This window comes from Streptomyces sp. HNM0645 (assembly GCF_030056615.1).
Classification (GTDB): Bacteria; Actinomycetota; Actinomycetes; order Streptomycetales; family Streptomycetaceae; genus Streptomyces; species Streptomyces marianii.
Window position 1 is genome coordinate 1 of record NZ_JASHLT010000076.1, and the last position, 24,473, is coordinate 24,473.

A 24,473-nucleotide genomic window follows, 5' to 3' on the forward strand; every position below is an offset into this window, starting at 1 on the left:
ACCAAACGATCACTGATCGCCTACGACCACTGAAAACATCGGACTCATTCATCTAGTGGCATGAAGGTCGGGGAGGCCGCTGTGAGTGGGACGGGCGCCGTGGATGACGGCTGGTTTGTCGATCTTGACGATCTTCGGCTCGAAGATGCCATCCCGGTCACGGGGTACGGATATATCTCCACCGGCCCGACATCGGTGAGCACGGTCTTGCCGCGTTTGCCGTTGCGGGAGTTGCCCCCGTTCTTGCCTGCCGGATCATGCTTGTCATAGCCGAGGTGGTCGGTGATCTCGCCATCGAGGGCGGACTCCAGCAGCCGTTGGGGCGGCTGTTGCAGCAGCCCGCCCTCACCGGTCACCTGCAGGTGCGAGTAGGCGGGCAGCAGGAACACAGTCAGCCCCTCACGCATGGCGTGGGAGACGTGGGTGTTGAGCCGGTCCCACACCAGCACGATCGGCGCCTTGACGAGATGGTGGACGCCGTCGATCAGCGCGATGAGGTCGCGCTCGCCCATGCTGCGGCGCGTGCGCTTGCCCGCGGGGTGGGTGCGCAGGCGGTGGCACAGCCGGGTCCGGGAGCCCGGTCGCATCGCGATCAGTCCGTGCCACCGACAGGCGACCCGAGCGGCGGCCGCTGACGGTCACGACCGGAGTGTGGCCGCGTCGGCCCCAGGTGCGGCCTTTGGGCGGCCGGCGGGTGAACCCGCCTTCACCCTCGAAGCAGATGCAGCCGCCGCAGGCCGTCCGCGCTCTTTTGCCTCGGCCCAGGTCGCCTCCTTCCACGCGGTCACCGCCTGCTCGTCGCGCTCGGCGACCCGCCGCGCGGGGATCTGCGGGCTGAAGCCGAGCCGGTGCATCAGCCGGGTTGCCCCGGAGACGCTGTAGAAGACGTGGAACTTCCTCCCGATCAGCGTGGCCACCCTGGCCGCCGTCCACACCTGGTCCTCCACCCAGCCGTGCGCGGCAGGTCCCTCCTCGAGGTATCCGCCCAGCTTCTTCAGACAGCGCGGGGACAGCCGGCACCGCGATCCACTCGGGCCACGGGAGGCCGGCGACTGCACACCACCCTCCCGCCACGACCGGTGCCACTCGTAGGCCGACTTCAGACTCACCCGCAGCCGCCGTGCCACCTCCGGCGGCTTGATCATCTGCTCGAACAGCTCGGCCGCCTGCATTCGAACCGTCTCCCGGCGCTGACGTCCCGCAGGAGTCAGCCCGCCCCCATCCGCATACCTCACACCCCAGTGGAGACAGCCACCGCGCCAGGCCCAGCACAGATTTCAGGAAAGATCACCCTGACGAGCCGAAGCCAGTATGTGTCTTGCTCGGGGCTGTCTGCAGTTGGAGGAAACCAGGTGGCCTCGGCGCACCGTCTGGGTAGAGTCGGGCAATGCCCGAGTTGCAGCGGCTGCGTGCCGGCCATGCCCCGGCGGTCCTGGCCTTCGAGCTGGCGAACCGCGCCTACTTCGCTGCCTCGGTCCCCGACCGCGGCAACGACTTCTTCGACCAGTTCACCGACCGGTACAACGCCTTGTTGGCTGAGCAGGAGGCCGGCATCTGTGCCTTCCACGTGCTCGTCGCTGAGGACGGCTCGGTACTCGGCAGGTTCAACCTGATCGACATCGAAGACCACACTGCGGAACTCGGCTACCGGGTCGCGCAGCACGTCGCCGGCCGAGGCATGGCGACCACAACCGTCCGGGAACTGTGCCAACTGGCGGCCACCCAGTACCGGTTGCGCACACTGCGAGCGGCCACCGTCCGCCAGAATGCCGCGTCCCAAAAGGTGCTGACCAAAGCCGGGTTCGTCCTCGTCGGCCCCACTGACCCGGCCCACCTCGGCGGTAAGCCAGGCACCTGGTATCAGCGCGACCTGGTGCACGCGATCTTGCCGGGGGACCGGCTGCGGGAAGGCCTCAGCCACCGCTGATCATCGGTGAGTGAAGACTAACGATCACGCGGTGGCCGCCGGGCACAGCGTAGACCCTGCCCGCCGGCAGGAGGCGTTCGAGACCGTGATGTCCCGGATAGCGAGCCGCTTCGCGCGGGTCGAACCCCGTCGCCGGGTGCGGGACTTGGTGCAGGGGCTGCTGTCGGACCTGTCGCGCAAGAACTGCTGGACGATCGCGGAGTGGGCCGGGGAGACCAGTCCGGACGGCATGCAGCACCTGCTCGGCCGGGCCAAGTGGGATGCCGATGCCGTACGCGATGACGTGCGCGAATACGTGCTGGAACATCTGGACGACGAGGACGCGGTGCTGATCGTCGATGAGGCCGGGGACGTGAAGAAGGGCACGCACACCGTGGGCGCCAGTACACCGGCACCGCCGGGAGGATCGAAAACGCCCAGGTCGCCGTCTACCTCGTGTATGCCGGCCGCCGCGGACACGCGGCAGTGGACCGCGAGCTGTACATCCCGCGCTCGTGGACGTGCGACCCGGACCGCTGCCGGGCAGCAGGACCGGGCGAGAACACCGTCTTCGCGACCAAGCCAGAACTGGCCGCCCGCATGATCGGCCGGTTCCTTGACGCCGGACACCGCGTGGGATGGGTCGCAGGCGACGAGGTCTACGGCGGCAACCCGAAGCTGCGATCCGCGCTGGAACAGCGCCAGGTCGGCTACGTGCTCGCCGTCGCCTGCTCCCACGAAGCGGCCACCGATGCCGGGAAGTTCCGCGCGGACGCGCTGGCCGCGAAGGTGCCCGAGCGAGCCTGGCAGAAGCTGTCGGCAGGAGCCGGCGCCAAGGGCCACCGCTTCTACGACTGGGCCGTCATCGACCGGGCCGAACCCCGCCTCGGCAGCCATCAGTTGCTGATCCGCCGCAACAGCACCGCAGATGAACTCGCCTACTAACGCTGCTGGTTGCCAGCACCGGTACCTCTGGCCAGGCTGGTGCGGGTCGCCGGGTCGAGATGGCGAGTGGAGGAGACCTTCCAGTCTGGAAAGGGCCTGGCCGGACTGGACGAGCACCAACTCCGCCGCTTCACCTCGTGGTCGCGCTGGGCCACCCTGGCCATGCTCGCCCACGTCTTCCTCGCCGTCGTCCGCGCTGACGAACACGCTCGTCATCCCACCCCGGACGGGCCGATCCCGCTCACCTGCAACGAGATCCAGCGTCTGTTCACCACGCTCGTCGTCCGGCCCGTGCACGATGCGGCCCACCAGCTCCGCTGGTCCGCCTGGCGACGCCGCCATCAGGCCCGAGCCCAGGCCAGCCACTACCGCGGAAAAGCCGCGAACCAGACTAGACATGCCCGATATGGAGGACATTCAAGTTATTGACCGAGTGTGTAGGTCTAGATAATTTCTAGCAGTTCTGTCCTTCAAGTTGGCGATCGGGGTGTCGCGTGAAGAACGTGAAGTATGTAAGCATTGCCGCTGGTTTGATCATGACCGCGTCAGCTGGCGTGGCCTCGGCAGCTGACGGAGACGGCTTCCCTACCCCGTCATGGAAAGCCGGAGTGATCACCAGCAATGAAGGCGTAAACGTTCGGGGGGAACCCACGACGAACTCGACCCTGTGGAGCACTCTGGACGCCGGAGCCGTGGCAGGGTTCACCTGCAAAGTTCGCGGTCAGGAAGTCGATGGGAACGACCTTTGGTACCGGCTGAATGTGGACCGGGTGAGGTACGTCACCGCCCGCTACGTCCAAACGAGGAAACACATCCCCTACTGCGGCTACAAGCCCTCCTTGGATCCGGTGGACCTTCAGCCGGTTACCGCGGAAGAAGCCCCCATGGGCTGACTTTGGGGGGCCTTGACCCAAGGCCAGGTAGTTAAGGTTCCTGGCCGGGGTGCAAGGCGAGGCGGGCCCGTCGCGGTGTGCGGAACGTGATCAACGCGGCTCCGTTGAAGCAGGTGTCGACCAAGACGTCCTGCCCATGGAGCCGCGTTGTCTGTCCATTCTGCCTCCCCGCCCGCCCTGGCGACCCTCTCGCGGGAAATCACCCTGGCCGCAGGGCGTTTCGCCGCCGGGCACCTGGGCGGACTGACGCCCTTCCTGCCTTTCGAACTGGTGGACGCGGTGCTGGAGGAGACCCGTGCAGTCCTGCAGCGGCTGCGGGATCCGCCTTCTCGGGTCGGGGTGTACTTCCTCCTGGCGATGTGCCTGTTCCCGGAGGTCGGATACCGGCTGGTGTGGGACAAAATGACGGCTGGACCCGGCGGCCGGCACCGAGCACGAAGGGCCTGCGCGACCGTCGACGCCGGGTGGGCTGCGCCCCGCTGAAGGCCCTGTTTGAGGTGGTGGCCGGAGCACTGGCGCAACCACCCCCGGGGCCCGTTTCGGCCCCTACCGCACGTCTCCTTCGACGGCTGCAGCTCCATCAAGACCGCCGACACCGAACGCAACCGGGGCTGGCTGGGCCGATGTCCGCACGGCGGCTATCCCCGACTCGATTTGATGACGCTGGTCGAGACCGGAACCCGGGCGGTGATCGCCGCGGTCTTCGGGCCCACCCGGGAAGGCGAGACCGACTACGCCGCCCGGCTGCTTTCGCACCTCCGCCCCGACATGCTGCTGCCGTGGGACCGGGGCTTCGACGGCAACGACTTCCTCGCCACCGTGCACACCACCGGCGCCCGCATCGTGGGCCGCATCAGCCAGCGCCGCCGCCCGCGGCGCCCCGGTACGCATCATCGAGGCCCAGGTCAGCGTCACCTGCGCGGGCGACAGCGGCTTCGCAGTCACCTACCGCCTGGTGACCACGCTGCCGGACGCCCACGCCCTCCACACAGCCCGCGACCTGCTGGTGCGCGCGGAAGGAGTCCTCGAGCAGGGCCCCGGGACCATTGGACGCAAGGTCTTGGCAGCGCTGCTGCCGGCGCGCCGGCCCCACGTCAGCACCCGAAGGGTGAAATCGCCCATCTCCCGTTATGCGGAGCGGAAGTTGGACGGCCGCCCGGACACGAGCCAGACGGTGACTGCCGTGACGATCACGCTGCTACAGCCCCCGCCCCCTCGCCCCGAACTGCCGGCGGCCACGGTCGTCCCCCAGTATGTCGGTGCCGGCAAGACCAGCCGCACGGCGCGCGTCCTCGCCGTGCTGCGGGAGGAGCCCGAGCGGCAGTGGCGGGCCCGAGAGATCGCCGAGCTCCTCGGCGACGTCACCCTCGTCGCCACTTTCCGGCAACTCGCCCGGGGCTGATCAAGAGGATCCGTAAAGGCCGCTACGCGGCACCCGCACCGCCAACGGCCGCTGCCTTGCGCCCCGGCCACCAGCGCCAACCACCCGGCCTTGGGTCAAGGCCCGTAGTCGAAACGGCCTGCCACGCCTGCCCGAACAGGGCTGCCGGCCACGAGCGGTCACGGGCGGACTTCGTCCGCGGAGCTGTCCTCGGGAAACGTGGTGCCTCATTCAGGACCTCCCCGATCGCGCCCGTCCACAGCGGCATCGGAGCGCGCGTACGGATCTCCCTGCTCCCGGCGTACCGATGACGCGCGCCGGATGCGGGGCCGGCGGAAGCCGTTGAGGCGCCCGTGATCAGTGGGGCCACAGAGGGGTTTCCGTTGCTTGACCAATGACGGTGGGGGTCTCTTACGGTTCGCCGAGGAACCACAGCTGTACACGGTCGAACGCAAAGTGCCTGCCACGTGGCCCCCGACCGCCGTCCGCGGCGAGCTCAAGCGGCGAGAGGGCCGTTCAGCACACCGAGGACCGTGCCGCCGGCCAGGCCGAGGACGACGGAGGCGGCGGCCGCCCCGTAAGCGGTCGCGGCCGCCGTCCCGGACACCTCTCGCCGCGGTGCCGACGGGCCCATGACCGCCGGGGCGATCCAGCGCAGATAGTAGAAGAGGGAGGCGACCGTGTTGACCGCGGCGACCACCACCAGCCAGGCCTGACCGCCGTCGAACGCCGCGCTGAACACCTCCAGCTTGCCGAGGAAGACCGCGGTCGGCGGCGTACCGACCAGGCCCAGCAGGCAGACGACGAGAGACGCGACCAGGGCGGGGCACTGGCGTGCCAGCCCCCGGTAGTCCTCGATGGTCCGGGCTCCGGGGAGTGCACAGACGACGGCGAAGGCCCCGAGGTTGGTCACGGCGTACGCGGCCAGGTAGTAGAGCAGCGCCTGCTGGTCGAGGTTCGTCCGCCCCGTCACGGCGACCGCCATGAGCAGGTAGCCGACCTGGCTGATGGTCGAGTACGCGAGCAGCCGTTTGACGTCCTGCTGGAAGAAGGCCGCCAGATTGCCCAGGGTCATGGAGGCGACCGCGAGCACGGCCACCAGGTCGGCCCAGGGAATGTCCGTGCTCGCCAGTGGCACGGCGGCCAGCCTGTAGAAGGCAGTCAGGGCACCGATCTTGGGGATCGTGGTGAGGAACGCGGCCACGGCCGCGGAACTGCCCTGGACGGCGTCCGGCACCCAGAAATGCCCGGGGACGCCTCCGGCCTTGAAGAGGACGCCCGCGAGCAGGGCGAGTGCCCCGACGGCCGCCAGACCGGTCGGTGCCTCGGCAAGTCCCGTGCGCAGGAGGGGATACGACGTGGTCCGCCCGGCGGCGAGGAGGAGCGTGACGCCGGTGAGCATCAGGACGCCGAGGAGTGCGCCGACGACGTAGTACTTCAGGGCCGCCTCGGTGCCGGGGCCGTCCTTGCGGAACCCGGCGAGCGCATAGGCCGGGACGCTGGCGAGCAGGTAGCCGGCGGCGAGAAGGAGCAGGTCCTGGGCTCCGGCAAGCATCAGGGCACCTGCGGCGGCGAGTTGGAGCAGAACGTAGAACTCCGTCTCGCGCGGGTTCCCTTGCATCCGCGGCACGGCGAGGGCGAGGACCAGGAGGGTGCCGCCGAGGATGACGATCCGGGCGGTGCCGGTGACCGGGTCGACCGCGTAGGACCCGCCGAAGGCGGTGGTGGCCGGTCCTGCCGAGGCGAACACCGCGGCCGGCACGCCCGCCCCGCACGCCCCGGCGGTGAGCGCGCCGACGAGCCACTGGCGGCGGCGCGGCAACCACGCCCCGAGCAGCAGGCCGAGCACGGCGGAGGCGGCGAGCAGCACTTCGGGCAGCAGATCGAGGGGGTTCTCGTCCATCCCGGTCATCGCGCGAGCAGCTCCAACAGGGTGCGGGAGGCCGGTTCGACGACGTCCAGTACGAACCGGGGAGCGAGGCCGAGGACGACGCCGAGGGCCAGCAGCGGAACGATCGCGGCACTCTCGTGCGGCCGGATGTCGGGGAAGGGCTTGTCGGCGCCCGGCCCCACGGCGGGAAGCCGCAGCGGGCCGAGGAGGATCTGTTGCAGGGCGCGCAGGAACAGTCCGGCGGTGATGACGATTCCGAGCACGGCCAGCCCCGTCGCCACGGGCTGCGGCCCCAGGCTCCCGGTGAAGATCTGGAACTCGGCGATGAATCCGGAGAATCCCGGCAGGCCGAGGGATGCGAAGGCGGCCACGGCGGTCAGCGCGGCGAAGACCGGCGCCCGCTCGGCGACACCGGAGTACGCCGCCATCTCGTAGGTACGCCCGCGCTCGTAGAGCACGCCGGACAGCAGGAACAGCGCCCCGGTGAGCAGTCCGTGGCTGACCATCTGGAAGACGGACCCGGTCACGGCCAGGCGGCGTGCCTCCTCCTGGTCCGCGGTGACGGCTCCGGCCGCGCCGATGGCCAGGATGATGTAGCCCATGTGGTTGACGGAGGTGTAGGCGATCATCCGCTTGAAGTCGGTCTGGGCGAAGGCGACCAGTGCCCCGTAGAGCACGGAGACCACGCCGACGACGACGAAGACCAGCGCGTAGTCGCGCCAGGCGCCGGGGAGCACGGGCATGGCGATGCGGAGGAAACCGTATGTGCCCATCTTCAGCAGGACCCCGGCGAGGACGGCCGACCCGGCAGCCGGGGCCTCGACGTGAGCCGGCGGCAGCCATGTGTGGAACGGCACGGTCGGTGTCTTGACCGCCAGTCCGGCGCCGACCGCCAGCAGCACGAGAGCGCCGTAGGTGGCGCGCCCGGCCAGCGGGTCGGCACGGGTCAGCTCCACGATGTCGAAGGTGTGCGGGTCAGCGGCGAGATACAGGCCGATGAAGCCGAGGAGCAGGGCGAGCGAGCCGACGAAGGTGTAGAGGAAGAACTTCAGCGCCGCCGGTGCCGCGCCCTTGTGCCCCCATCCGGCGATGACGAAGTACATCGCCACGATGGAGAGGTCGAAGAAGAGGAAGAACAGGATCAGGTCAAGGGCGGCGAAGAGCCCGACGCAGGTGGTCTGGAGGAGGAGGAACAGCGCGACGAACTCCCTGACGCGCCGGGTCTCCCGCCAGGCGTACGCGGAGCACGCCAGGAACAGCACACCGGTGACGGCGATGAGCGGCAGCGACAGGCCGTCGACACCGACGTGGTAGCTGATCCCGGCACTGGGGATCCACCGCGCCCGCGTCTCGTACTGCAGGCCGCCGCCGGTCCGGTATCCCGCCCAGAGGATCACGGTGAGCACCAGCTCGGCTGCGGTGGTCACCGTCCACGCCGTCAGGAACAGTCGGTGCGGGGCTCCGCGCGGCACGCACATCAGCAGTGCCGCCACGGCGGCCGGGAGCAGAACGATGGCCGTGAGCACGGCGGTCACCTCACGATTACGAGTACGACGGCGAGAACGGTGAAGGCCGCGACGGCCTGTGCGAGGTACTGGTGCAACCGGCCGGTCTGCGGTCTGCGCGCCCACCGGCCGAGCGTCCGGGCGCCACCTGCGACACCTTCCACGACCGCGTCGACGAGGCGTTCCGGCCGGGTGCGGGTCCACCCCGCGAGCCCTACCGCACACCGTGCGGTGCCGTCGACGGCCCGGTTCAGAACGCGGTCGTCGAAGGTGGCCAGGCGGCCGGCGCCTCGCCGTACGCCTCCCCCGATACCGTCGACCATCCGGTCCAGGACGCGGTCGTCGAAAACGGCCAGGGTGTGGGCGAGGCGTTCGACGGGGCTCACGACAACCGCATGCGCCGCACGCTCCAGGCCGAGCCAGTCCGCCCACCACGCCATGCCCCTCCCGGGAACGAGGAGAAGTTGCGGGCCCCGGACCCAGACCAGGGCCGAGACGACGACCGCCAGCGCGCCGGAGAGAACGAACTCCCAGGCGTGCGGGGAGGCCTGGGCGCCGCTGCCCAGCACGCGGGACACCGAGTCCCGTACCGGCGGGAACGCCGCCGCGGTCAGCGCTACGCAGGCCACGGCCAGCACGACCAGGGGCAGCCGTGTCACGTACGGTGTGGATGCTTTCGCCCGGCCTTCCGGGACAGGGGGGCGTTGCCAGACGAACCACAGGGCCTTGGTGCTGTAGAGCGCCGAGATGACGGCTCCGGCCAGCCCCGTCGCGTACAGCGCGGGACTGTCTTCGAGAGCTCCCGCGAGCAGTACGTCCTTGGCCGCCCAGAGAGCCAGGGGCGGCATTCCGGCTAGGGCGAGTGCTGCGACGGTGAAGGTGACGCCGGCCGTGGAATATCTGCGGGCCGCCCCACGCAGGGCCGGCAGCGCCCTGGTGCCGAGGAAGGTGAGCCAGACGCCCGCCACCAGGAAGGCAAGACTCTTGGCGGCCGCGTGGGCGATGAGCTGAAGCGTCCCGCCGGTGACGGCACCCACGCCTGCGGCGAGCACCATGAAACCGATCTGGGCGCAGGTGGACGCTGCGAGCAGTTGCTTCAGATCGGTCTGCGCCACGGCGACGAGGCCGAGCGCCACCGCCGTCACCGCCCCGGTCCAGGCCACGACGGGACTGCCCCAGCCGGAGGCCGTCAGCAGGGGCTCCAGGCGCAGCAACAGATACGCCCCGGCCACGACCATGGTCGCCGAGTGCAGGAGGGCTGATACGGGGCTCGGGCCCTGCATGGCCCGAGAGAGCCAGAAGCTGAGCGGTAGTTGGGCCGACTTGCCGAAGGCGGCGGCGATGACTCCGGCTGTGATGAGCGCCTGCCACGGTGCGGCCGCGTCGGGGAGGTCGTCAAGGGCCATAGAGCCTGCCTGCGCCTGGCCGCCGGCCATGGCGGCTCCGGCGGCGAGATAGAGGCCGAGATCCGCGGTGCGGGTGGTGAGGAAGGCCGTGTTGGCCGCGCGGCCCCGCTCCGGGTCACGCCACCAGTAGCCGATCAGAGCCCATGAGGTGGCTCCCATCACCTCCCACGCCATCAGCAGCACGGGCAGCGTGGTCGCCGTGACCGTGGTGAGCATCGCCCCGCTGAACAGCAGCATCAGCCCGAAGAACCGGGCCCGCGCCTCTTCCGGCCCGATGTCCGCGACACTGAAGAGGAGCGCGACCAGAGTGACTGCCGTGACGGTGACCACCATCAGTCCCGACAGCCCGTCCACGGCGAGTCCCGCCGGGAGCCCCTCCATCAGCTGCGCCTCGGCATGCGGGTGCGCGACGGCGGAGGCGGAGGCGAGTCCGAGCGTGACCGCCGCTGCCGCCACCGCGACCCCGGGGGCGCACCGATCCGCGCGGCGACCGATGAGCGTGAGGAGCGTCCCGACCGTCGGCGGCAGCACGATCAGTGCCCACAGGACGGCACTCATCGGCCGGTCACTCCTTCAACTCCGCGGCCGTGTCCGTCGTGTCGATCTCGCGGGACCTGAACAGCGCGGTGACCACGGCGAAGCCGACGGCCATCTCCACGGCCATCACCGTGACCGCGAGGACGACGAGCACCTGCCCGTCCGCGGCCGCCGGCGCGATGTAGTGCCATACGGCGGCCGCGGCGACGATGACGCCACCGAGCATCAGCTCAAGGCCCATCATCAGCATCACGATCGACTGCTGGGAGAGCGCACCGAACAATCCGATGCTGAACAGCGCGGCGGCGAGCAGCAGGAACACCTCCAGGCTCATCGGCCCGTCCCTCCCCGGGCCGGATCGTCGGGGATCCGCGCCCCGAGATCATCGCCGAACCGGTCGTAGCGTCCGCGCCGCGTGGCCAGGACGACGGTCGCGACGATGGTGGCGAACAGGGCGAGTCCCAAGGTCATCATGGTGAGCATCTGCGGGCCCATCAGCGACAGGCCCAGGTCCTTGGTGGGATCCGCCGGTGGTCCCCCGCGTCGGGACGGCCAGGGGGTGAGAAGGACCCCGCAAGCCAGTGCGGCGAACACCGCCGCACTCAGGACGGCGGCGCCTTTCTTGTTGTGCACCATCGACATGGGCATGAACCCGGCCGGGTTCATCATGTACATCACCATGAACACGGCCATGACGGCCATCTCGATGGCCATCATCAGCAGGATCACGACGCCGAGGTAGTCGAGCCCGAGCAGCAGCACCTCGCCGCCGACGCACAGCAGCGAGGTCAGCAGCGCATAGGTCGCCCGGGCCATCGAGTCGAACCGAAACACCATGATCGCGGCGAGCACCGCCGGCAGTGCCAGGATCCAGAAGCTCACATCGTCCGGCATCGGTCCGCCTCCCTCATCGGTCGAGTACGACGGCGGCCACGAACAGCGCCTGAAGCAGGGTCAGCGGCACGAGCACCATCCACGCCACCTCCGTGTACCGCTCCATCCGCAGCACGGGCAGCGACCGGCGCACGGCCACCAGCAGCGCCAGGACGGCCGCGGTCTTCAGCAGCGTCCACGCCCACCCCGGCAGCAGCGGACCCGACCCGCCACCCAGGAAGAGCGGCACGCTGAAGCCGGCCGTCACCACGAGCAGCAGCCAGCGTCCGCCGAGGAACACCATCCGGTCCACGCCCGCCAGTTCGACTGCCGCGCCACCCGCGGCGTCCCGGCCCAGCGGATGCCCGAACGGCCCCCAGAAGGCCATCGCCAGCGCGCTCAGCAGATAGACCACGAAGGCGGCGGGCATCCACACCGCGAACCACAGCCCTTCCTGGGCCGCGACCACGTCCCCGACCCGAAGGGACTCGGCACCCAGGGCGGCAGTGGTGATCGCGAGCATGTGCGGCAGCTCGTACGCCAACCCCTGTGCCAGGAACCGGTATCCGCCGATCAGCGACAACGCCGAATTCGGCCCCCAGCCGGTCAGCCACACCGCCGCCCACGCGAGCACCTCCATCGCGTTGAACCACACAACGCCCACCGCGGGATCGCTGAGGGCACGGGAACCCCACGGCAGTACGGCACCCGCGAGTACCGCCGCCACCGGGAGCAGCACAACGCCGAGCCTGCCGAGAAGCATGTCCGCGGCCGTCGTGCGGCGAGGCTGCTGCACCAGCAGCCGCAGGCACTCGCGCAGCGGTCCAGCCGCCCGGACAGCGGTCTCGCGGACGGTCGCCGCCCTGCCGCGCTCGGCCGCCGCCGACAGCACGGCGTCGAAGCCCGCCGTGCACACGGCCGCCACGACCAGGACGGCGGGAAGGACCGCGACGGCCCACAGGGGCGCGGCATCAGCCATCAGTCCGTTCCGCTCGTCGGCGCGAGCACCAGTTCGTCCAGGTCGGGGTCCAGACTCGCCACGATGATCCGCGCGCAGGCGAACTCGGTGCCGTCGACCAACTCCGGCACGATGTCGAGCAGGGCCGCGGACGGCGGCCGGACCCCGTCGAGTGACCCGCGCGGCCCCGTGGCGCCGTCAGGATCCAACGGCCGTATGTCGTCGAGTTCGTCGAAGCTGCACATGATCTCGTCCAGCCAGAGCCGCAGCCGGTCGTGCGCGTCGCCGTCCGCGGTCAGCGCCGGCCCGGTCACCCCCGCCGCTCGCGCCCTCTCCGCCGACAGCCGGCCCAGTCCGGCGATCCCCCAGCGCAGCGCCCGCGACCGCCCGATCCTGGCGGTCGTCGCCACGAGCTCCGTACCGATCGACCCGCTCGACGCACCGGACAGCGCCGCGTCCCGCAACCGTCGGCACCGTGCGGCGACGGAGTCCCAGCCGGCGACGGCGAGGAGTCGGCCCACACTGTCCAGATGTGCGGCACACCGTCGGCGTGCTGCACTGCCCCGCGCGATCTCATCGCCTCGTGCGGCCCGCAGCCACGGCTCGTCCCAGTACGGCAGTCCCGCTCGGCGTACGGACAGGTGAGCGACCTCGGATGCCTGGACCACGTCCCCCTGCAGTGCGAGTCGGAGCACGAGGCCGGCGGGCCAGTCGGCCAGCGCGGGCCCCAGCGGCACATGGAGCCGGTCGAGCCTGAGCCCGTCCCGGTCGTCCGCCCGCTGCGCCATCGGCACCCCCGCCACCTCGCCCGCGTCGTGGCCCGTGGTCCCCTCGTGGTCCACTGGCGCGGAGCGTCCGCCGTGACCCGCATGTTCGCGGTCGCCGCGGTGGTCGTGCGGGAACCCTCCGGGCCGCCTGCGGTCGGCGGAGCGGTCCCCCTGCCTTCCCGGGGCGGCTCGGGTGGTCTGCACGCGGGGGCCGAACTCCCCCGCGGCGAGCCGTGCCATCCCCGTGTCGAGTGCGTGGGCGGCCCGTGCCACGTCCGGCACGACGACCCGGACGGCGGGAAGCGGCATTGCGGCCTCGACACGGTCGATCCAGTCCGCGTCACCCGGGTCCGGTGCGCCGCAGACGACCAGAAGGTCGGCGTCCGCCGGCGCACCCGCCGTCGGCCAGCCGCGCGCCCTCAACCCGGCCTCGACGGCAAGCCGCGACTCCGTGGCCCCGGGCAGGGCAACGGGAAACGTCTTCGGACGGTGGGCCGCCCGGCGCCGCAGCGCAGATCTCACGTCCACCGCAGCGCCCCCTCGCGCCAGGCGTAGGCGACGCCCGCGAACAGGATCCCGAGGAAGAGGAACATCTCGACGACGGCCGTCGTCCCGACCTCCGACACGACCGTCGTCCACGGGTACATGAAGAGCATCTCCATGTCGAATGCCAGGAAGATCATGGTGACCGCGTACCAGCGCACATGGAAACGGGACAGTGCGTGCTCGCCCGGCTTCAGACCGCCGGAGTACGGGCCGGACTCCAGCGGGAAACGGTCGACGGCCAGCCACAGCCCGAGGCCGTACAGGGCCGCCAGGCCCGCCCCGACCACGACGGCGAGCACCAGCACCGACTGCCACGCGTCCATCTCCCCCGGGCCTCCGTTCCCTCTCGGCCTGCTGCCGGGTACCCGAAAGAGTCACGGTCATGTCTCCGGATACGGACCACGCCGTTCATCGTGCGCTCCCGATCGGCTCCCGTCGCGGAGGCACGGCCCACGGCAGAGGGTGAAGACCTCGGGTGAGCTGCCGATCAGGGCCCGGGCGGAGTGGCGCACGGCCCGGGGCACAGCGGCACAAGGGGCCGTCAGCACACGTACCGCCGTGGCGCCGAGGATCCGCGCTCGTCCGGCGCTCCCTCGTGACGGTGTCCTTGCCGAAGGACCGGACATCGCGCCAGGCCGCGACGTGGCCGCTGCGGCCGCGGGTCTTCAGGCGAAGGGCCGAGACACGCGGCGGCGAGGGCGCGACCGTGCACGCGGCGATGGTTCCGACGGTCCCAGCGGTGGAGACGGCGACGACACTGCGCCCTCGGGCGTTGCTGAACCTCATCATTCCTCCTCTCGGGAACGGCGGTACCGGCCCTCAGCGGCAGCCGCCGGTCCGGCGAGATCGCCGGCCGTGAAGTCGGCGCAGTCGTCCGGCACGACGATCATTTCCCCGAAACGGACTTCGGCCCGATCACCGGCAGGAACACCCTCCGTCCCGCCTCCGCAGCCGAGTCGACCTCATAGCCGATGACCTTGGGAGTCCTGCCGGTCTCGAGGACGACGTCGGTGACCGTGCCGAGACTGGTCCCTTCCTCGGTCAGCATGCGCGCGCCGAGGACGTTCCCCCAGCCCGGAGCGTCCAACTGCTGCCGCACGGCTTCCTCGTCGTCCTCGAGCACCGCCTCGTCCCGGATCATCACCGCGTCCGGGCCGAGTGCGTGAACCTTCTTCCACAGGAGCGCACGCTTCAGCGGGCCGGCGGAAAGCCCCCGGTCCTTGAGCGTGAAGCAGCTGATGCCGCCTTTGACCGGGTCGAAGACGATGTCCTTGACGTCGGCGACGTCCCTCACCCCCGAGAGTGACCCCGGGCTTCTTGCTGATCTCTCGTGCGCGCAGGTACATGCTCATGTCCCCCACCCTCCTTCCGGCTTGCGGCCTCCCGCCGGCGATGACGCCGCCCATGCGCCGTCGGACCTGCAGCGCCCCCGCTGACGAGGCGGCCACGGCCAGGACGGCGACGGCGACGGCGACGATCAGCCAGATCCACCACTCCATCAGAATCCACCTGCACGTTCGTGCTCACGGAGCCTGTACGTGATGTCCGCGAGAACCCGCGTCAGGGATGCGGATCGGCACGGGCCGATGAGGGCTCGGTGAACGGGTAGCCGATGGCCCGGTCGCCGGCGAAGAGCCAGAGGGACACGAGAGGCACGGTGATGCTGATCAGACTGTTCCGAACTCCCCGGGCGTCCGGTGGCACGGGCGGATCCGAGAGGGTGACGAGGGCGACACGGGACCGCTTCCCCCGCCCATGACGACCTCCCTTGTGATGACGCCTCGCCACAGGCCGGCGCTTCGCGCGCGCCGGACGGGCACCGTCCGAAGGTGGGGAGGTGAGTTCGGCCGGCGTCGGGGGCAGGTCGCCGGTGTCACAACCGGTCAGTCACCGGCTCGCCTCCGGCTTTCTCTTCGCGGGTACCCCGCTGCGCTCCTGCAGCACCCGGCGCTCGCCTCCGCGCGAGACCCGCCAGTGCGGTCAGTGCCTGAGGGCATGTGCCCATCGTCCGGCCAGGGCCTCGTCCACGTGTTCGGCCTGGACGGTGAGCCGGAGGCGCTCGGAGGCGTGGAGGTCCTGGGCGTCGATGGTGGAACGCAACCGGGCGAGTGCGGCCGCGACCGGCGGGTGGCGGGCGGGGGCGGTGCACCAGGCGAGTTCGCGCAGGAGCATCGCGATGCGCGCCAGGACGGCGGGCTCGGCGGCGCCGTAGCGGAGAGGCTGGTCCACAGCCAGGTCCAGCAGGTCCTGCAGGTCCGGACGGCGCAGCACGACCCTGACCTGCTGGTGCTCGTCGCGCAGGAGCCGAGGGCCGAGATCGCGGCGCGCCAGCTCGCACAGCAGGGCGGAGGAGTGGGACAGGGCGTGCACGGCGGTGGTCGGATCGTTGCTCCCCGGGGAAAGCGCTTTGGCGGCGATGTCGGTGAGCTGGCGGAGTCCGAAGGCGACGTCCTGGAGGTCGGTGCGTTCGGCACCGGTTCGCACCGCTTGTGAGACTTCTTCGGCCAGACGCGCCCGGGTACCGGGGGTGAACGGTTCTCCGGCGCGCGGCCAGGCGGCTCCGACGGGTGTGCCGGCGATCAGCGAGCTTCCGGGTTGGCGGTCGATGTGCACAAGGGCGTCGGCTTCGACGGCGGCTTTCAGCAGAGCCTCCTCGTCCACGGAGGTGAGGAAGCCGGAGGCTCCGGCGGCCAGGGTGAGCGCATCCGTGGGCGGTTCCGGTGGAACGGCAGCCGAGTCTCCCCTCTCGGACGCCTCACCGGTGAGGTCGGGCTTCTCCGGGAGGAGCTGGTGAATGGTGCGGTCGGCGGCGGAGAGGACACTGTTCATCATCGTCTCGATCCGGATCTCGCGTGCCAGGTGCGACAGGAACAGCACCAGGGTCAGCACGCTCGCCAGGGTGAGAACGAAGGCCACGGTGACCGACGTCTGCGGGACGAAGCCGGTCTTCCCGTCGGCTCCGGTGCGGACGGTGCGCAGCACGGTCAGGGCGAAGGTGAAGGTCGCGAGGAAGAGTGCCAGGGTCGCCTGGACGTACCGGTCGGCGGTGAAGGTACGCAGCAGACGCGGCGAGAACTGGCTGCTGGCCAATTGCAGTGTCACCACGGTGAGCGAGAAGGTCAGCGCCGTGACCGTGACCATCGAGCCGGCGATCGCCGCCAGCACCGAGCGAGCGGCATCGGGGCTGCCCCCGAACAGGTAGGCCCGCAGCCAGGACGGCATGTCGTGCTGCATCCGCCCATCCAGCAGGGGCAGTCCCACACCCGCGACGATGGCGAGAGCGACACCCAGCGTCGGCAGGGGCCACAGCTGGGCCCGGAGCCTCTCACGCATGGGCGCGGGGGGTACGGGCCGACATGTCGGCCGCGGCCACGGAGACTCCCGGTGCGAGGAGCCAGAGGGAGCGCTTCGGCATCAGCACAAGATCAGGTTACAGACCACAACACGTGACACAACTCGTGCAGCGCCGGTTCGAAGGCACTCCCCTGACCATCGTGCGCGCGTGTGCCGGCCTCATGGGCTCGGTAGTTCCCACCGCGGACCGTGCGGCCGGGTGTAACCGTCCCCGGCCCGAGGACGGGATGGATGTGCCCCGTCGCTCCCTCGAACGCTCCCTGGCTCCCTGGCTCCCTGGCTCCCTGGCTCCCTGGCTCCTGACACACCATCGGACACGTCGGTGCTGACCACCTGACCGGGGGCAGGGGCCTCAGGTCGTGCGTCCCGACCTGGGCGTCCGCACTGGCGCCGACCGGGTCGTGCAGCGCCCCTGGAGTCTGTGAGGCGAACGGGGGGAGACCGACAGCCTGACCGCGGTCACCGGCACGAGACCGCCGCCCAGGAGCCGCAGCCGATGCTCTCACCCTCACCGAGGCGGGAACGAGGACACGTCCTCGTCCCGTCCGGGCCGACGGCAGGGCCGCGGTGGTGATGTGCGATGCGGTCATGGCCCGTCGTGGCGCTGCGTGCCGGAGCCGCCTGACGGTGCGGCGCGCAGCACGCTGAACACCACGGATGTGATCAGCACGGCGGCGATCACTGCGAGGCTGACGAGCGCGTGCACCTCGGGAATGCTGAGGCCGATGGTTTCGTGGGCGGCTTGAAGGGCCAGTTTGACGGCGATGAAGGCCAGGATCAGCGCCAGGCCCTTGCTGAGGTAGTGGAAGCGGTTCAGCAGGTCGGCGAGCAGGAAGTACAGCGCGCGCAGGCCGAGGATGGCGAAGGCGTTGCTGGTGTAGACGATGAAGACATCGCTGCTGACCCCCAGCACGGCGGGCACGCTGTCGATGGCGAAGACCAGATCGGCGCCTTCGACCGCCGCGACGACGGCGAGCAGTGGGGTGGCGACGAGTCTGCCGTTCTCCCTGAGGAAGAACCGTTTCCCGGCGTAGTCGTCCCGTACGGGCAGGAACTTCCGCAGGAGGCGCACGGCGATGCTCTTTCCGGGGTCTACGCTGCCCTCCCCCGTGGTGAGAATCTTGTACGAGCTGTAGAGCAGGAAGGCGGCGAAGACGAACATCACGGCGGCGAAGCGGCTGACGACCGCAATTCCGGCGGCGAGGAACAAGCCGCGGAACACCAGGGCCCCCAGAACACCGAGGAACAGCACCCGGTGCTGGTACTCCCGGGGCACCTGGAAATAGCCGAAGATCAGGGCGAAGACGAAGAGGTTGTCGACCGACAGACTCTTCTCCAGCAACCAGGCGGTCGTGTACTCCACGCCGGCAGTGGTGCCCACCACGAGGTAGACGACCACGCCGAACACGATCGCCAGACCCACCCAGATCGAGCTCCATAGGGCGGCCTCCCGTACACCGATGACGTGTGTCTTCCGGTTCATCAGCAGATCGACCGCCAAGGCCACCGCAACGGTGACGGCGAACACGATCCAGAGCCACAGCGGAGCTTCGTGCACGAGCTCAACCTCTCAGACGCGAGCGACCGTAGGCCCTCCTCCGGCCGGAAGCCCTTCGTCACGGGGCGGGGATCTCGAGCATGCCTTCGTCGTAGTCGACGGTGATCGAACCGAAGCCGCTGAGCACATCCGAACCGAGCAGCCCCTGAATGCCGTCGCCTCCTCTCGGCGTCCCCAGGTCGATGACCGCGACCTCCGCCGGGTCGAGGACGATGCTTCCGAGTTCCCAACGTTCCACCCGGGCGACCGGTACCTGTCCCGCGTCGAGGATCCCGCTCACCACACGTCGTTCGCCGGTGCGCTCAAGACCGGCCCGGTCCGCCACGTCGTCGTCGACGACGCTTATGGAGGCGCCGGTGTCGAGAGCGAACAGGAACGGACCCGTGCCTTCGATACTCACCGGGACGAACGCGAGCGTCCGGCCGCCCTCCTTTGCGACCCTGAGCGGTACCTCGCGCGTCACTCCCGGCGAGCGCTGTGCCGCACCGCGGTCTCCCCGGTCCTCATACACCAGGCAACCGATGAGCAACAGCGGCGCCAGAAGCGCCACGACGAATCTCAGCCTGCGCAGGGGCGTGGGCCCGGACGCTGCGGTCTCCCACATGTCCATGCGTTCGGAGTCCCCGCGCTACGGCCGCGTAAACGGGGCTCGGCGGTCCTCTGTGCTCGCGAGCGGGCCGACCCCACGCTGGGGCTCGGGCTCTACCTCCACATATCAGATATTGAAGATGAAAAATTCAATTCATGATCATAGTTACGTTTCGGCCGGGATTCGCCGGGTAGCCGCCGAAGAAGTCCGAATGAGGAGGTGAGAGCGGTGATCGTACTGGGAATCCTGCTGGCGCTGGCCACCGGCGGGTTCGCGGCCATAGCGGTCACGGAGAACTTCCAGGGCGGCTCGCAATACGCGGTGGAGATCTTCGGCAACCAGATCGCGACGCTGGGCCCGTCGGGGCTGTTCCTGTCCGGAGTGGCGCTGACACTCATCTTCTGTCTGGGGCTGGCTACGGCAGCTGCCGGGCTCAAGCAGCGCAGGCGCGTACAGAGGGCTCTCAACTCCGCCGCTCCGACGGAACCGGAGGCGCCGCGGCCACAGCCGGCACACCGGCACCGCAGGCTCCTCGGCCACTGATCGGGGCCGCGCAACGCCGAGAACCCGGAAAGGGGCAGGGGCGCGCCCCGCTCTCTTTCGCAGTGCGGAGCCGGTGCCCATGACCGGGTCGGAAAGGTGGCTGCCGTGCGAGCGACACTCTCACTGGGGCGGGTGCACGGTATTCGGGTGCGCGCGCACTGGAGCGTTCTCTTCATCTTCGCTCTGATCCTGTTCGGGCTGGCGGAAGGCGGATTCCCGGAGGCCGGTCCGGGTCGCCCGACGTGGCAGTACTGGTTCGCCTCCGCTGTGACCTCGGTGGTCTTCCTGCTGTCACTTCTGGCTCATGAGATCAGCCATGCGTTGGTGGCTCGCCGCAACGGCGTCCGCGTCGATGACATCACCCTCTGGCTACTCGGAGGACTCGCCCGGCTCAGGAGCGAGGCAGCCGGCCCAGGTGCCGAATTCCGCATCGCCGGCGTGGGGCCTCTGGTCAGCCTTGCCCTCGGCGCCGCGTTCGCCCTCACGGCCGGGCTGGTCGCCGAACTCCTCGGGGCAGGGCTCGTGGTGGAGGCACTGGCCTGGCTGGCGGGGATCAACATCCTGCTGGCACTCTTCAACACCCTGCCCGCCGCGCCCCTCGACGGCGGACGGCTGCTGCGAGCCCTCGTGTGGTGGAAGACCGGAAGCCGGCTGCGTGCCACTGCGGTGGCCACGGCCGCGGGACAATGCCTCGGGTGGGCGCTGGTCGGTATCGGCTTGTACCTCGTCGTCGCCGGGGCTGCGTTCAGCGGCATCTGGCTCGTCGTCATCGGCTGGTTCGTCGTCGTCATGGCCACCATGGAAGGCAGCCAGGCGAGACTGCGCGAACAGCTGGGCGGAATCGCGGTGAGCGAGGCGATGACGCCCTGTCCGGAGACCGTCCCGGGGGCCGCCACCATCAGCGACTTCCTCAACGACCCTCACCACCGCTTCCGCCACTCGGCCTTCCCCGTCGTCGACGACGGGGATACCGCGATCGGCCTGATCACGCTCAAACGCGCCGACGCGGTCCCAGTGGAGGAACGTCCGTCCACCTCTGTCGCACGCGTCTCGATGCCACTCGAGGAGATACCGACGCCCCACCCCGGTGACCCGCTGGCGCGGCTCGTCCCCGACCTGCAGGCAAGTCCCGCCCACCGTGCTCTCGTGCTGGAAGGCGGACGGCTGGTCGGCATCGTCACGACATCCGACATCAGCCGTGTCACCTCCAGGCCGAACGCCTCGTCCCTCTGGCCGCGCAGGACCCTGTGACCAAGCCTCGCACCTCACGCACGAACGCCGGCGCCCACTCGCGGCTGCATCGCAGAAGACGTACGCCCCAGGGGGCGGATGCCCGACGCCCTGGTGGTACGGCTCCCCGGCCACCGCACGTCGTGAGGCGACACGCCCACGGAGCCTGCACGGCTCGCTGTCGGACAGCAACCGCCTGCAACAGCCCGACGCCGCGCGCTGGTGCTATGCCCCCACCATCCTGAACGGAAGCGGATCAACAAGGCCCTGGGCGGGGCAGCGAAGCGGAACGACATGGTGAAAGTCACTCAACTCATCGCTACCTTCGCTTGTCCGTTGTCCATGAGATGGTGCTCTGGTTGTCCGTCCGACCGGTCAGCCCGCCTCGTGAAGGCGCAAGGATAGAGTTGCGTCATGCGAATCCTGCGGACACCTGACGATCGATTCAGCGACCTGCCGGACTACCCCTTCGTACCCTCCTACACCGAAGTGGCGGCTGGCGACGGCAGCGGTGACACGCTGCGGGTCCACTACGTGGACGAAGGAACCGGTGCATCCGGCGAGACCGTACTGCTGCTGCACGGCGAGCCGTCGTGGTCGTACCTGTACCGGCACATGATCCCTGTCCTCGCCGGGGCGGGACACCGGTGCATCGCGCCCGACCTGGTTGGCTTCGGCAGGTCGGACAAGCCGACACCGCGCTCGGAGTACACCTACCAGCGTCATGTGGACTGGGTGCGCGAGACCGTGCTCGACCGTCTTGACCTGCGCGGAATCACTCTGGTGTGTCAGGACTGGGGCGGGCTCATCGGCCTGCGCCTGGTGGCGGAGCACCCCGACCGCTTCAGCCGTCTCGTCGTGGCCAACACCTTCCTGCCGACCGGAGACCGCGATCCGGGAGAGGCGTTCCTCGCATGGCGTGACTTCAGCCAGAACACCCCGGAATTGAGGGTGGGGGAGATCGTGGACGGCGGGTGCCGGACCGATCTCCCTTCCGAGGTCGTCGCTGCCTACAACGCTCCGTTTCCCGACGAGACGTTCAAGGAAGGAGTGCGCCAGTTCCCCGTGCTGGTGCCGGTGTCCCCCGATGATCCGGCCTCGGAGTCCAATCGCCGCGCGTGGCGGGCCCTTCAGGAGTTCGACAAGCCGGTCCTGTGCGCGTTCAGCGACCACGACCCGATCACTCGCGGCGCTGATCGAGTCTTCCTCAAGCTCGTCCCCGGCTGTCAGGGCCAGGACCACACGACGGTCGAGGGAGGCGGGCACTTCCTCCAGGAGGACCGGGGGGCCGAGCTAGCGGAAATCGTGAACCGTTTCATCGCCGACACGTGATCGTGCAGCCCGGAGCGAGGACGACGGCCGGGGTGTTGCCGTAGCGGTGCGCGCCCCAGCCGTATGCAGGGTCATTCCCAGTCCGTGGCGAGCAGCGCGGGCGTCTGCTTCACCGAGCTGCAGTGAGAGTGCGGTTCGCGCCGTGATGCCGGGTTTGGTGTCGCTCGATGGGGTGACGTTGGAGCATGTCTGCCGGTCAGGCGTTCGGGGTTCGCTTGGGTGGCCGGATGAGTGACCGCAAGCCGTACCCGAGTGATCTCACCGACGAACAGTGGCAGTTGGTCGAGCCCGTGATCAGTGCCTGGAAGGCCGAGCACCCCTCGGCCACCGGTCACCAGGGTAGATACGCGATNATCTGCGCGAGAGCCGGAAGCGATTAGCCGACCCGAGCCTGGTGGTCCTGGACACCCAGAGTATCCACGCGGCTGTCGGTGTCCCGGCCGGTACGACGGGCAAGGACGCCTCGAAGAAGGTGCCGGGCAGGAAGAGATGCCTGGCCGTGGACGTGCTGGGCCTCGTCGTCGAGGCCGTCGCCCTGCCGGCGTCCGCGCACGACAACACCGCCGGCATCGCCCTCCTGGACGGCGTGGCCGCGCAGACCGACACCGTGCGCAAAGCCCTGGTCGACCAGGGCTTCAAGAAGAGCGTCGTCGACCACGGCAAGACCCTGGGCATCGACGTCGAGATCGTCGAGCGCAACCCGGCCGGCAAAGGCTTCGTCCCGCAGGCCAAGCGGTGGATCGTGGAGCAGACGAACGGGATCCTGATGTTCTACCGCCGTCTCGTGCGTGACTACGAACACCGGCTCGCCTCCTCCCGCTCGCGGGTGTTCTGGGCGATGACGTCGGTCATGGCCCGCCGCCTCACCGGCACCACCCTTCCCTCCTGGAGGAACGCGTGAGCGAGATCCCCCAGTTCAAGGCCGTACTGGCCCACGTCGAGGCCCGGGAGAGCGAGGTCGCCGGGCAGGCTGGCCGGCTCCGGGACCAGATCGCCGAACTCACCACACGCCTACGCGAGTTCGAAACCGAGAGCGAGCATCTGCAGATCACCCGCAAGACCCTCCTCAGCCTCCCCGCACCGGCACCGGTCGACGACCCACTCCGCGCCGAGGTGCCGGAACACCCCGCCTACCAGCAGATTCTCACGACCCTCGCCGACACCGGCCATCCGATGCGGGCCCGCGACATCTGCGAGGCCCTCGACCTGCCGATCCTGCCGAAGAACACCGAGGGCATCCGGTCCAAGCTGGAACGCCTGGTCGCCCGCGGCATCCTCACCGAACCCGAGACCGGCCTGTTCACACAGCCCCGCCCTTGAGCACCAGCCCACCCCACCGAGCAGGGCACCTCACCCAGACCTCATCGCGAAACAGGCATCACGGCGCGAACCGCACTCTCAGGCAGTCAGTCATCCAGCGACGGCGGGAGCAGCAGGACCTGATGCGGATCGAAGGCCCGGAACGTCTTGTCCACGGACGACGGACGCCCCTGCGGCCGCTTCTTCCCGACCGGCTCGACCTCGAACAGCCCATCCCCACCACGCATACCCCGATCATCCCGCATGAATGATCACGAACCGCAACCGGGTTGCCGGTTACTGGGACACGCTCCTAGTTGTGTCGCCCCGAGCATGACAAACTTGCCATGTGATGGTACTCCCGGTGGTCGCCGTGCTCCAGCAGCAGGTTGGCCTGTCAGGGCTCCCGTTGCGGCTTTGGCCAGGAGCTGCCATGCCACTCAAGGTTCAAGCGCAAGGATGTCGGCGTGCCTCCGTCCACTGTCACGCCACCAAGCCGCTGGCCGAACCGGACAGCGGAACCACAGCTGTGTCGCCAGCAATCAGGTCCGTGCCGTGCAGCGTGGATGCGCGGCACGCCAGAGGAAGGAAGATCTGTGCTCACTTCCAGGAATGCCCGAACCGGCTCATCCGGGCATCGGCTCATACCGTGGCTACTTGCCGTTCTGATGATGCTGGCGTTCTCGGCCCCAGCATCCCAAGCGCGAGCCGCCGACGCCGACACGGCCGACCCCGACAGCCTCCTCGTCACACTCTCCGGCGGCGTCCCGTCAATCCGGACGAACAGAGGCAGCGACGGGCGGCTGATCGCCTACCCCAGCAACTGGACCTACAGCTGGGGCTCCGACGGCCGTGCAGTGGCATTCCCCTACGATGGCAGCTGGCGGACGACCCAGGGCCCGGACGGGCGGCTGATCGCCTACCCCAACAACTGGACCTACAGCTGGGGCTCCGACGGCC

Annotated in this window: 23 protein-coding genes and 4 pseudogenes; 11 read left to right on the forward strand and 16 right to left on the reverse strand. The window is 69.6% G+C overall.

Annotation, left to right across the window (positions count from 1 at the left end; translation table 11 throughout):
- Positions 1-123: 123 nt before the first annotated feature.
- Together QMZ92_RS33935 and QMZ92_RS33940 are read right to left on the reverse strand one after the other, a co-directional pair.
- Positions 124-362 (reverse strand): annotated as a pseudogene (locus QMZ92_RS33935) (transposase); the annotation flags it as partial.
- Between the two features lie 3 nt (positions 363-365).
- Positions 366-1,235, reverse strand: a pseudogene (locus tag QMZ92_RS33940) (winged helix-turn-helix domain-containing protein); the annotation flags it as partial.
- Between the two features lie 152 nt (positions 1,236-1,387).
- Between QMZ92_RS33940 and QMZ92_RS33945 the strand changes: the two are divergent.
- The 4 genes and pseudogenes from QMZ92_RS33945 (at position 1,388) to QMZ92_RS33960 (ending at position 4,227) form a co-directional block, all read left to right on the forward strand.
- The gene (locus tag QMZ92_RS33945) at positions 1,388-1,927 is read left to right on the forward strand and encodes a GNAT family N-acetyltransferase (protein WP_283301515.1); all 540 of its coding nucleotides are present in this window, start codon (positions 1,388-1,390) and stop codon (positions 1,925-1,927) included.
- Positions 1,928-2,015: 88 nt separating this feature from the next.
- Positions 2,016-3,280 (forward strand): annotated as a pseudogene (locus tag QMZ92_RS33950) (IS701 family transposase).
- Between the two features lie 65 nt (positions 3,281-3,345).
- Entirely contained in the window at positions 3,346-3,744 is a 399-nt protein-coding gene (locus QMZ92_RS33955) for a hypothetical protein (protein WP_283301517.1), read from the forward strand.
- Between the two features lie 147 nt (positions 3,745-3,891).
- Positions 3,892-4,227, forward strand: a complete 336-nt coding sequence (locus QMZ92_RS33960; RefSeq protein ID WP_283301520.1) for a transposase domain-containing protein — start codon at positions 3,892-3,894, stop codon at positions 4,225-4,227.
- A gap of 63 nt (positions 4,228-4,290) precedes the next feature.
- Here QMZ92_RS33960 and QMZ92_RS33965 read toward each other — a convergent pair whose 3' ends face one another.
- Entirely contained in the window at positions 4,291-4,689 is a 399-nt protein-coding gene (locus tag QMZ92_RS33965) for a hypothetical protein (RefSeq protein WP_283301522.1), read from the reverse strand.
- Positions 4,690-4,699: 10 nt separating this feature from the next.
- On the opposite strand from QMZ92_RS33965, the gene QMZ92_RS33970 reads away from it, so the two are divergent.
- Positions 4,700-5,146: a hypothetical protein gene (locus QMZ92_RS33970; protein WP_283301523.1), complete on the forward strand. Its 447-nt coding sequence runs from the start codon at positions 4,700-4,702 to the stop codon at positions 5,144-5,146.
- A gap of 475 nt (positions 5,147-5,621) precedes the next feature.
- Here the strand turns inward: QMZ92_RS33970 and QMZ92_RS33975 are convergent, their stop codons facing one another.
- From QMZ92_RS33975 to QMZ92_RS34030, 12 genes are all read right to left on the reverse strand, one after another.
- Positions 5,622-7,037: an NADH-quinone oxidoreductase subunit N gene (locus QMZ92_RS33975; protein ID WP_283301525.1), complete on the reverse strand. Its 1,416-nt coding sequence runs from the start codon at positions 7,035-7,037 to the stop codon at positions 5,622-5,624.
- Positions 7,034-8,542, reverse strand: coding sequence for a complex I subunit 4 family protein (locus QMZ92_RS33980; protein WP_283301527.1), 1,509 nt, complete (start codon positions 8,540-8,542; stop codon positions 7,034-7,036). The genes QMZ92_RS33975 and QMZ92_RS33980 overlap by 4 nt, the downstream gene beginning before the upstream one ends.
- A gap of 5 nt (positions 8,543-8,547) precedes the next feature.
- Complete coding sequence (locus tag QMZ92_RS33985) at positions 8,548-10,485, reverse strand: NADH-quinone oxidoreductase subunit 5 family protein (protein WP_283301528.1); 1,938 nt, start codon at positions 10,483-10,485, stop codon at positions 8,548-8,550.
- Positions 10,486-10,492: 7 nt separating this feature from the next.
- Complete coding sequence (gene nuoK, locus QMZ92_RS33990) at positions 10,493-10,798, reverse strand: NADH-quinone oxidoreductase subunit NuoK (RefSeq protein WP_283301529.1); 306 nt, start codon at positions 10,796-10,798, stop codon at positions 10,493-10,495.
- Complete coding sequence (locus QMZ92_RS33995) at positions 10,795-11,358, reverse strand: NADH-quinone oxidoreductase subunit J (RefSeq protein ID WP_283301531.1); 564 nt, start codon at positions 11,356-11,358, stop codon at positions 10,795-10,797. Before QMZ92_RS33995 ends, nuoK begins: the two co-directional genes overlap by 4 nt.
- 13 nt (positions 11,359-11,371) lie before the next feature.
- Positions 11,372-12,316, reverse strand: coding sequence for an NADH-quinone oxidoreductase subunit H (locus QMZ92_RS34000; protein ID WP_283301533.1), 945 nt, complete (start codon positions 12,314-12,316; stop codon positions 11,372-11,374).
- Positions 12,316-13,590 carry a hypothetical protein gene (locus QMZ92_RS34005; protein ID WP_283301535.1) on the reverse strand — a complete coding sequence of 425 codons (1,275 nt, stop codon included), beginning with the start codon at positions 13,588-13,590 and terminating at the stop codon, positions 12,316-12,318. The genes QMZ92_RS34000 and QMZ92_RS34005 overlap by 1 nt, the downstream gene beginning before the upstream one ends.
- The gene (locus QMZ92_RS34010) at positions 13,581-13,931 is read right to left on the reverse strand and encodes an NADH-quinone oxidoreductase subunit A (protein WP_283301537.1); all 351 of its coding nucleotides are present in this window, start codon (positions 13,929-13,931) and stop codon (positions 13,581-13,583) included. Before QMZ92_RS34010 ends, QMZ92_RS34005 begins: the two co-directional genes overlap by 10 nt.
- Before the next feature lie 563 nt (positions 13,932-14,494).
- Positions 14,495-14,902: a PRC-barrel domain-containing protein gene (locus tag QMZ92_RS34015; RefSeq protein ID WP_283301539.1), complete on the reverse strand. Its 408-nt coding sequence runs from the start codon at positions 14,900-14,902 to the stop codon at positions 14,495-14,497.
- 686 nt (positions 14,903-15,588) lie between these two features.
- Positions 15,589-16,941: a DUF2254 domain-containing protein gene (locus tag QMZ92_RS34020; RefSeq protein WP_283301540.1), complete on the reverse strand. Its 1,353-nt coding sequence runs from the start codon at positions 16,939-16,941 to the stop codon at positions 15,589-15,591.
- A gap of 607 nt (positions 16,942-17,548) precedes the next feature.
- On the reverse strand, positions 17,549-18,520 hold the full coding sequence (locus QMZ92_RS34025) for a TerC family protein (RefSeq protein WP_283301542.1): 972 nt from the start codon (positions 18,518-18,520) through the stop codon (positions 17,549-17,551).
- Between the two features lie 58 nt (positions 18,521-18,578).
- On the reverse strand, positions 18,579-19,130 hold the full coding sequence (locus QMZ92_RS34030) for a retropepsin-like aspartic protease (protein ID WP_283301543.1): 552 nt from the start codon (positions 19,128-19,130) through the stop codon (positions 18,579-18,581).
- A gap of 207 nt (positions 19,131-19,337) precedes the next feature.
- Between QMZ92_RS34030 and QMZ92_RS34035 the strand changes: the two genes are divergently transcribed.
- The 5 genes and pseudogenes from QMZ92_RS34035 to QMZ92_RS34055 all read left to right on the forward strand — a co-directional run bounded on the left by QMZ92_RS34035 (position 19,338) and on the right by QMZ92_RS34055 (position 23,534).
- Complete coding sequence (locus QMZ92_RS34035) at positions 19,338-19,652, forward strand: hypothetical protein (RefSeq protein WP_283301545.1); 315 nt, start codon at positions 19,338-19,340, stop codon at positions 19,650-19,652.
- A gap of 105 nt (positions 19,653-19,757) precedes the next feature.
- Positions 19,758-20,903 (forward strand): site-2 protease family protein, encoded by a 1,146-nt coding sequence (locus tag QMZ92_RS34040; protein WP_283301547.1) that lies wholly within the window; start codon positions 19,758-19,760, stop codon positions 20,901-20,903.
- Between the two features lie 393 nt (positions 20,904-21,296).
- A complete protein-coding gene (locus tag QMZ92_RS34045; RefSeq protein ID WP_283301549.1) occupies positions 21,297-22,214 on the forward strand; it encodes a haloalkane dehalogenase in 918 nt (305 codons plus the stop codon).
- Positions 22,215-22,441: 227 nt separating this feature from the next.
- A pseudogene (locus QMZ92_RS34050) lies at positions 22,442-23,115 on the forward strand (transposase).
- The gene (locus QMZ92_RS34055) at positions 23,112-23,534 is read left to right on the forward strand and encodes a hypothetical protein (protein WP_283301551.1); all 423 of its coding nucleotides are present in this window, start codon (positions 23,112-23,114) and stop codon (positions 23,532-23,534) included. The pseudogene QMZ92_RS34050 and the gene QMZ92_RS34055 overlap by 4 nt, the downstream one beginning before the upstream one ends.
- 86 nt (positions 23,535-23,620) lie before the next feature.
- Here the strand turns inward: QMZ92_RS34055 and QMZ92_RS34060 are convergent, their stop codons facing one another.
- Positions 23,621-23,761: a hypothetical protein gene (locus QMZ92_RS34060; protein WP_283301558.1), complete on the reverse strand. Its 141-nt coding sequence runs from the start codon at positions 23,759-23,761 to the stop codon at positions 23,621-23,623.
- 348 nt (positions 23,762-24,109) lie between these two features.
- On the opposite strand from QMZ92_RS34060, the gene QMZ92_RS34065 reads away from it, so the two are divergent.
- Positions 24,110-24,473, forward strand: a 364-nt coding sequence (locus QMZ92_RS34065) for a hypothetical protein (protein ID WP_283301554.1), incomplete at its 3' end; no start/stop codon positions are given.